This is a genomic window from Bradyrhizobium sacchari, from assembly GCF_002068095.1.
Taxonomy (GTDB): Bacteria; Pseudomonadota; Alphaproteobacteria; order Rhizobiales; family Xanthobacteraceae; genus Bradyrhizobium; species Bradyrhizobium sacchari.
The window spans coordinates 218,053-224,989 of sequence record NZ_LWIG01000052.1; the positions used below are offsets into that span (position 1 = coordinate 218,053).

Consider the following 6,937-nt stretch of genomic DNA (forward strand, 5'->3'; position numbering starts at 1 on the left):
CAGCGCGCCACGCGTGACACGCCTCGCAACATGTCGCAGTTCCCCCGTGAGGCTACGAGCTTGCATGCCAGGCACCCGCAACCATATAGTCGATTGAATTTCCGACCGGCACTGCGTCGGCCGGAGGAGTACGCGCCCGCGGTGGTCCGCCATCCGCGGGTTTTTCGTACCCGGCGGCCTGCTGCGCTGCCGAACCGAATCCTGTCCCCCTCACCCGAGGTCACGCCAAAATATGTCGCCCCACGCGCCCGCTGACGACCGCCACGACGACGTCATGTACCCCTCCGCCATACCGTTTGTGCTGGTCCATCTCGGCTGCTTCGCCGCGATCTGGTCAGGCCTCACCTGGGAGGCCGTCGCGATCTGCGGTGCACTCTACGTCGCGCGAATGTTCGGAATCGGAGCAGGTTACCACCGCTATTTCTCGCATAAGGCTTTTGCGACCGGCCGGGTGTTTCAATTCATCCTGGCCTGCCTCGCGCAGAGCAGCGCACAGAAGAGCGTGTTGTGGTGGGCGGCCAAGCATCGGCACCATCATCTGCATTCCGATACCGAACTGGACGTGCATTCACCGCGCCAACGCGGCTTCCTGTACAGCCATCTCGGCTGGATTTTCTACCGGCAGCACGACGCGACCGACCTGGTGAAAGTCGGCGATCTCACGGTCTATCCGGAGCTGATGTGGCTGCATCGGCTGGAGCTCCTGCCGGCCGTGGTGCTTGCATCGCTCTGCTTCCTGATTGCGGGGTGGCCGGGTCTGATCGTCGGCTTCCTGTGGAGCACGGTGCTGGTCTATCACGCAACCTTCTGCATCAACTCCCTCGCCCATGTGCACGGACGCAAGCGCTACGTGACAGGCGACGATTCCCGCAACAACTGGCTGCTGGCGTTGCTCACCCTGGGAGAGGGCTGGCATAACAATCACCACGCCTACCAGAGCAGCGTGCGACAAGGCTTTCGCTGGTGGGAAGTCGACGTGACCTATTACATCCTGAAGGTCTTGTCCTGGTTCGGCATCGTCTGGAACATGAAGGCGCCGCCCGAACTGGTGCTGCGCAACGAGCAGCCGCTCGGCGCGCGCGTCATCAATCGCGCAGCCCGCCAGCTTGCCGGACGGTTCGACGCCCACGCTTTGGCGCACGCGATCTCGTCGGCGCTGCACCGGGCCGATCTCGCCCAGCTGCAACTGCCGACGCTGCACGACATCCTCAATCGCGCCCATGACGGCGTCGATGTGCTGACGCATCTGCACCTGCCGAAGATTCCGACGCGCGACGAGTTTCTCACCGAGGCCAGGGCGATGTTCGCGCGAACGCGATCACTCAACGAGATCGTGGACCACGCCTACGAGCATTTCCTGACGTCGGTCCGCTCGCAGCTCGTCACGGTGCGCTGAATTTCTCGGCGCCGCTTGTGCCGCCGGGACGCGTGCCCTCGCGCGCGCGGTCCGGCCGCGCCCGCCTGCGCAGGCTGAACGCATAACGCCAGCCGCCCGCCGCGACCAGGCCCGGCAGGACGAAGAGCAGGAAATCGCGCAGCAGGATCATGGGGCAAGCTCCGCTGTCGCAAACTTGACGGCGCGCCGCAGCGCGAACGCGGCAAGCTCGTAGAGGGCGCAGCTGAGAAAGATCTTCCAGGCATCGGTGGTCACGAGGTCCTGATAAGACTTGATCGCCGTCGGCCAGTGGTTGAGGAACGCGATCGCGAGCGGCACCGAGACGCCAAAGCGATCGAACAGCGCGGAAGCGCGCTCGAGAAGCGCGAGCCGCTGTCTGATCTCCTTGCGTTCGGCGCTGGTCATGGATCGGCCCCTGTTGGCGCGCGAGAGGCGCGCTGTCAGGGCTTGGTCGGGCCGGGCGCGGATCGGGTTCTATCGATCCCGCACATATGCGTGATCAATGCCACAGAGCGAGCGCCCGCCGGCGCAGAGGCGAAAATGGCAGTCGGGATCGAGCGCGCAGCCGCCATAGACGAAGCCGATATAGCCGAGCACCGCGAAGGCGGTCAGGCCGAGCAGCAGGCGGGTGGTGAGGTGCATGCGCTCTTAGTGTCGGTGAACCGCGGGACGGTTCGGGGACTCGATCTAACCCTCTTCGTTCCGCAAGCGCGGAGAGGTAAGTCGCCCCAAAAACCAAACCGCCCGCCTGCGGGTTGCGCAGACGGGCGGCTCGGGGCCATCAGGACTTTGGGGGCATGCGCCTGAAGGCTTTGAGAGGTGCCGGCTTCAGATCAACCCTGCTGCTGGTCGGTCGGCGGCGGGGTCGGACGCGTCTTGTGCTGCGCCATGAACTGGTCGAACTCTTCCTTGTCCTTGGCGTGACGCAGACGGCTCAGGAAATCCTTGAACTCTCGCTGCTCTTCCTCGAGCCGCTGCAGCGTTTCGGCGCGGTATTCGTCGAAGGCGCGATTGCCGGAGGTGGGCGGACCGAAGCCAAAGCCGAAGCCGCGGCGCTCCATGCGGTCGCGCATGCGGTCCATCCTGTACTGCATCTTTTCCATCTTGTTCTGCCAGCGATCCTGGTGGCTCCAGCACGACATTCTTCTGCTCCCGAGTGTGAAAAAGAGAAGGGCAAGTCCGATCGGCCACCAGATGATGAAGCCGAGAATGGTCACGGCGATCCAGCCGGGATGCCAGGGGGTGTCGAGCATGCGGGGACGCTCGTATTGTTGGTATTGGTCCGAAGGGCCGCGCCATCGATTGACATCAGCGGTGTAGGCCATTTCCCATCTCCATCACGGCACCAGCGCCGTTGTGAATGTAAATAACATTTACATAGCTAGACCATCCCGCGATTTTGTCAAGCTGACCGCCTGACAGGCCCGCCGAATTATTTGCGCAATTTTATTTCGGCTTGCCCCAGGGACCACCTGGAGTGCCGCCTGGCGGCACCGACGAACCGGAGGAAGCCTCCGGCGGCACCGGTGGCGGCTCGGCGCCTTTCGCCGGGGCGCGGCGGTCGGTCGGGAAACCGAGCCCGCGCAGATAGATCAGCACCTCGGCCTCCAGCAGCTCGTCCGGCGACATCGGCAGCTTTCGCCGCGCGGCATCGCCCCGCGAGAACAGCGAGGCGACGCCATGCGCCATCGACCAGATGTGCAGCGCCATCATCATCGCGGGCGGGCGCGGCGTGCCGGGCGGTGCCAGCGCGGCAAGCCGCTCGGCGGCGGCGCGGATGATGTTGAAGGCGCGCTCGCTCGCGGCCTGCAGCGCCGGATTGGCATCGACCGGCAGGCCCGATTCGAACATCGCGTTGTAGAACGCCGGCTCCTCGCGGGCGAAGGCCAGATAGGCCCTGCCGACGCGCTCGAAGGCGGTGACCGTGTCGGGCCGGCCATCGTCCCAGGCCGCAGTGAGGCGCGCCTCGAACTGCTCGAAGCCGCGCTGGGCGATCGAGGACAACAGCTCGTCGCGATCGCGGAAATGCCGGTAGGGCGCCGCTGCACTGACGCCGGCCATGCGGGCGGCATCGGCGAAGGTGAAGCCGGCCGCCCCTTTCTCGGCAATCAGGCCGAGGGCCGCCTGCAACAGGGCTTCCTTCAGATTACCGTGGTGATAGCCGCGCTCGGCGCGGCGCTGCTCCTTGCGCCAGCTCATGTGAACGGCTTTTACATGAGCCGGGCGCGAAGGTCACTAGCGGGAATCGCGCGTGATTAACCCCGTATTCTCCGCAGTCATTCCGGGACGGCTCGCAGAGCCGAATCCGGAGTCTCGAGATTCCGGGTTCGATGCTTCGCATCGCTCCGGAATGACGATCACGGAGGCTAAATCTGCGGAATCGCCAGCACGGGCATGACCTCGATCGCCTCGCCCGGGAAGATCGCAAAATGCGGATGGTTCTCGAACAGCCTTGCAGCGTCCTCCTGCGAGGCGGCCCGCACCACCGTGAAGCCGGTCAGCGCGTTGCTGATCTCGGCGATGCCGCTTGCGTCGATCCTGCGGGTCTTGCCGAGCGGGCCACCCATCTCGACGATGACGTCCTTGTGCTTCTCGACCCAGCCGTGCCAGGCGGCCATGCCCTCGCGCTCCTTGGCCCTGCGTTCGGCCTCGGGAAGCGCTTGCCAGGCCGCCATTTTCGGCCCGCTCTTGCTGCCAAGATAGACGGCGAGAAACTTGTGTTCTGCGCTCATGGATATCTCCTCTGGTCGATGGGCTGGATGGAAAATCGGGCAGCGGCAGTCTCGTCTAGGTCTTGAGGCCGTCGAAGCCGGCGGCGGCCACCTGCACGTCAGGTGGAAAGTCGCTCATCTCCTGCACCTGGCGGATCTCGATGATCTCGTTCGGCGAGGCCGGGCACTTCTTGGCCCAGGCGATCGCCTCGGCGCGCGAAGCGACGTCAATCATCCAGTAGCCGCCCAGAACCTCCTTGGCTTCCGCGAAGGGACCGTCGGTCACAATGGGCTCGCCAGCCGCAAACGACACGCGCGCACCCATCGACGGCGGATGCAGGCCGTCCAGCGTGATCAGCACGCCGGCATCCTTCAGGGCCTCGTTGTAACGCATCATCGCGGCGACGCGCTCGGGATCGAGTTGGACGTCCGCCGGCGCGCTCTCGTAGCCGAGCGGGATCATCAGCATCATGAATCGCATGGTGTCCCCTACTTTCACTGTCGGGAGAGCAGCGACGGGCTCGCCGCCTTCACCTCCAAGACGAATGAACTCCCGGAGGACCGACATGGCGCCGAAAATTATCTCGCGGCACTAGCGCGGCTGCGGCAGGAAACGGCCGTCCTGTCGGGCGGCCCCGAAATAGACCTCGATCCGGCGGACCTTGCCGCCGGCGAAAGTGAAAAACTCGGTGTTGCGAAAGCTCCTGCCATCCGTTGCCTGGCAGCAATAGGTGACGAAGGCCTCATCACCCCGGACGAAAATCCGCTCGATCTCATGCCGCGCGATCCAGCCGGTGTCCCTCCAGCAGCGTTCGAAATAGGCCGCCTTGTCGAGGTCGTCGTCGAACGGGCTGGTGAAGCGGAAATCATCGGCAAGCGCATCGCTCACCTGTCGCCGGTCATTGGCGAGATAGGCGGCAAACAGGTTCCGGATCACGCGCTCATGGTCATCAGTCATCGATCGTCTCCGTGGCAAGCATCCCCCTGTGGAAGACGATTCACAACCGGCCGCGCCGACAACGCGCACGGACGCCTCGGCGGAACTGGCGTAGCTCGCCGCCCCCCTGTCCCCGTCATCCTTCGAAGGCCGCTGAAGAAGCGGCCACCCCAGGGTGGCGGAAAGCTATTCTTGCCGGAACGAAAGCGAAGTAAAAGGCGCTGGCCGCCGGTGCGGCTTCCGTTTTCGCCAGAAGGACAGATGAGCAAATGCCGCAGACCCCGCAAAAAGTCGCCCTCGTCACCGGAGCCGCGCGCGGCATCGGGCTTGCGACTGCGAAGAAGTTCCTCGGCGAGGGCTGGCGGGTGGCGCTGCTCGACATCGAAGGCGAGTTGCTCGGCCGCGCGGTCGCCGGGATCGGCCGCGACGAGGCCACGCTGGCGCTGACCTGCGACGTCTCCGACGCCGTGGCGGTCGGCGCCGCGATGACCACGCTCGAGCGGCGCTTCGGCCGGCTGGACGCGCTGGTCAACAATGCCGGGATCGCCGTGTTCGCTCCGCTGATGGAGACGTCGGATGCCGACTGGCGCCGCGTGCTCGAGGTCAACCTCACCGGCCCGTTCCTCTGCACCAAGGCCGCGGTGCCCCTGATGCGCGACAGCGATGGCGGTGCCATCGTCAACATCACCTCGATCTCGGCAGTGCGGGCCTCGACGCTGCGCTCGGCCTACGGCACCAGCAAGGCGGGCCTTGCGCACCTGACCAAGCAGCTCGCGGTCGAGCTTGCCTCGCTCAACGTCCGCGTCAACGCGGTCGCGCCGGGGCCGGTCGACACCGCAATGGCCAAGCAGGTGCACACCAAAGAGATCCGCGCCGATTATCACGACGCCATCCCGCTCAACCGCTATGGCCTGGAAGAGGAACTCGCGGAAGCGGTCTATTTCCTGTGCTCGGAGCGATCGAGCTACATCACCGGCCAAATTTTGGCCGTCGATGGCGGCTTCGATGCGGCCGGCATCGGCCTGCCGACACTGCGCGGGCAAAGGCGGAACGGGTAGAACCTTGTAGCAACCATTAAGTCGCGGGGGTATTTTGGAGCCAGGGCGTGCCTCTAGCAACAACGGTGTTGGCGTAGATGAGGAGCTTCCTGGCGCAGGCGATAAGAGCAACGCTGTGCGCTTTTCCAGCGGCTGTGAGGCGGCTGTAGAGGTTCATCAACGCCTTGTTCCAGCGAAAGGCAGCTGGGAGCGCCGCAGCGTAAAGGGAGCGCCGAAGGCGGGCCCGGCCGCCGGCGATGTGGCGCTGGCCCTTGTATTTTCCGCTGTCGTCATCGAAAGGCGCGAGCCCGGCGAGCGCCGATGCCTGCTCCCGGCTGATAAGGCCGAGCTCGGGCATCCGGATAATCAGGGCCAGCGCGGTGCGCTCGCCAATACCCGGCACGCTCATCACGAGATCCAATCGAACAGCCAGATCGTGGTGAGCGCGCAATTGCTTGGCAATGAGGCGCAGCTGCGCGAGTCTTCGTACCTTGAGCCGCGCAATGTCGGCGAGAACCATTCGTTTAAGGCGCGGTTCGCCGATGTGCTCGAGCCTGGTCTTGAAGCGAGCGATATCCTCCTCGATTTGTTCGACGAAGGTCAGGGCATCGGCAAGCGCAGTCAGTCGCAAATCCTGCCCAATCTCATGCGGTTCGATTACGGCCGCACATGCGGCAATCAAAGCCGCATCAAGGGCATCATTTTTGGCTCTCTGACGGTGCAGGCGCGCGAAGGCCCGCACCTGGAGTGGTTGGAGAACCAGAACAACAAAGCCCGCCGCCTGCAGGTGCCTGACCACCCCACGCTCGTAACCACCGGTCGCCTCGATCCCGACCCGCTCGACGCCCGCCTTTGC

11 protein-coding genes are annotated in these 6,937 nt (G+C 64.8%); 2 read left to right on the forward strand and 9 right to left on the reverse strand.

What is annotated here, in order from left to right; translation table 11 throughout:
- Positions 1-232 precede the first annotated feature (232 nt).
- Positions 233-1,396 carry an acyl-CoA desaturase gene (locus A5906_RS33110; RefSeq protein WP_080139320.1) on the forward strand — a complete coding sequence of 388 codons (1,164 nt, stop codon included), beginning with the start codon at positions 233-235 and terminating at the stop codon, positions 1,394-1,396.
- On the opposite strand, the gene A5906_RS42755 is transcribed toward A5906_RS33110, so the two are convergent.
- From A5906_RS42755 to A5906_RS33140, 8 genes are all read right to left on the reverse strand, one after another.
- Positions 1,383-1,547 (reverse strand): hypothetical protein, encoded by a 165-nt coding sequence (locus tag A5906_RS42755; protein WP_161495463.1) that lies wholly within the window; start codon positions 1,545-1,547, stop codon positions 1,383-1,385. The genes A5906_RS33110 and A5906_RS42755 overlap by 14 nt on opposite strands.
- Positions 1,544-1,801, reverse strand: coding sequence for a hypothetical protein (locus A5906_RS33115; protein WP_080139321.1), 258 nt, complete (start codon positions 1,799-1,801; stop codon positions 1,544-1,546). Before A5906_RS33115 ends, A5906_RS42755 begins: the two co-directional genes overlap by 4 nt.
- 69 nt (positions 1,802-1,870) lie before the next feature.
- Positions 1,871-2,038: a hypothetical protein gene (locus A5906_RS42025; protein ID WP_136615657.1), complete on the reverse strand. Its 168-nt coding sequence runs from the start codon at positions 2,036-2,038 to the stop codon at positions 1,871-1,873.
- 191 nt (positions 2,039-2,229) lie between these two features.
- Positions 2,230-2,721 carry a DUF2852 domain-containing protein gene (locus tag A5906_RS33120; protein WP_080139322.1) on the reverse strand — a complete coding sequence of 164 codons (492 nt, stop codon included), beginning with the start codon at positions 2,719-2,721 and terminating at the stop codon, positions 2,230-2,232.
- Positions 2,722-2,842: 121 nt separating this feature from the next.
- Positions 2,843-3,595: a TetR/AcrR family transcriptional regulator gene (locus A5906_RS33125; protein ID WP_080139323.1), complete on the reverse strand. Its 753-nt coding sequence runs from the start codon at positions 3,593-3,595 to the stop codon at positions 2,843-2,845.
- A 167-nt stretch (positions 3,596-3,762) separates the two neighbouring features.
- A complete protein-coding gene (locus A5906_RS33130; RefSeq protein WP_080139324.1) occupies positions 3,763-4,128 on the reverse strand; it encodes a hypothetical protein in 366 nt (121 codons plus the stop codon).
- A gap of 55 nt (positions 4,129-4,183) precedes the next feature.
- Complete coding sequence (locus A5906_RS33135) at positions 4,184-4,588, reverse strand: YciI family protein (protein WP_080139325.1); 405 nt, start codon at positions 4,586-4,588, stop codon at positions 4,184-4,186.
- Positions 4,589-4,699: 111 nt separating this feature from the next.
- On the reverse strand, positions 4,700-5,065 hold the full coding sequence (locus A5906_RS33140; RefSeq protein WP_080139326.1) for a nuclear transport factor 2 family protein: 366 nt from the start codon (positions 5,063-5,065) through the stop codon (positions 4,700-4,702).
- Positions 5,066-5,313: 248 nt separating this feature from the next.
- Between A5906_RS33140 and A5906_RS33145 the strand changes: the two genes are divergently transcribed.
- Positions 5,314-6,102, forward strand: a complete 789-nt coding sequence (locus tag A5906_RS33145; RefSeq protein ID WP_080139327.1) for an SDR family NAD(P)-dependent oxidoreductase — start codon at positions 5,314-5,316, stop codon at positions 6,100-6,102.
- Between the two features lie 16 nt (positions 6,103-6,118).
- On the opposite strand, the gene A5906_RS33150 is transcribed toward A5906_RS33145, so the two are convergent.
- On the reverse strand, positions 6,119-6,937 hold an 819-nt coding region (locus A5906_RS33150; protein ID WP_080136578.1), incomplete at its 5' end, for a transposase.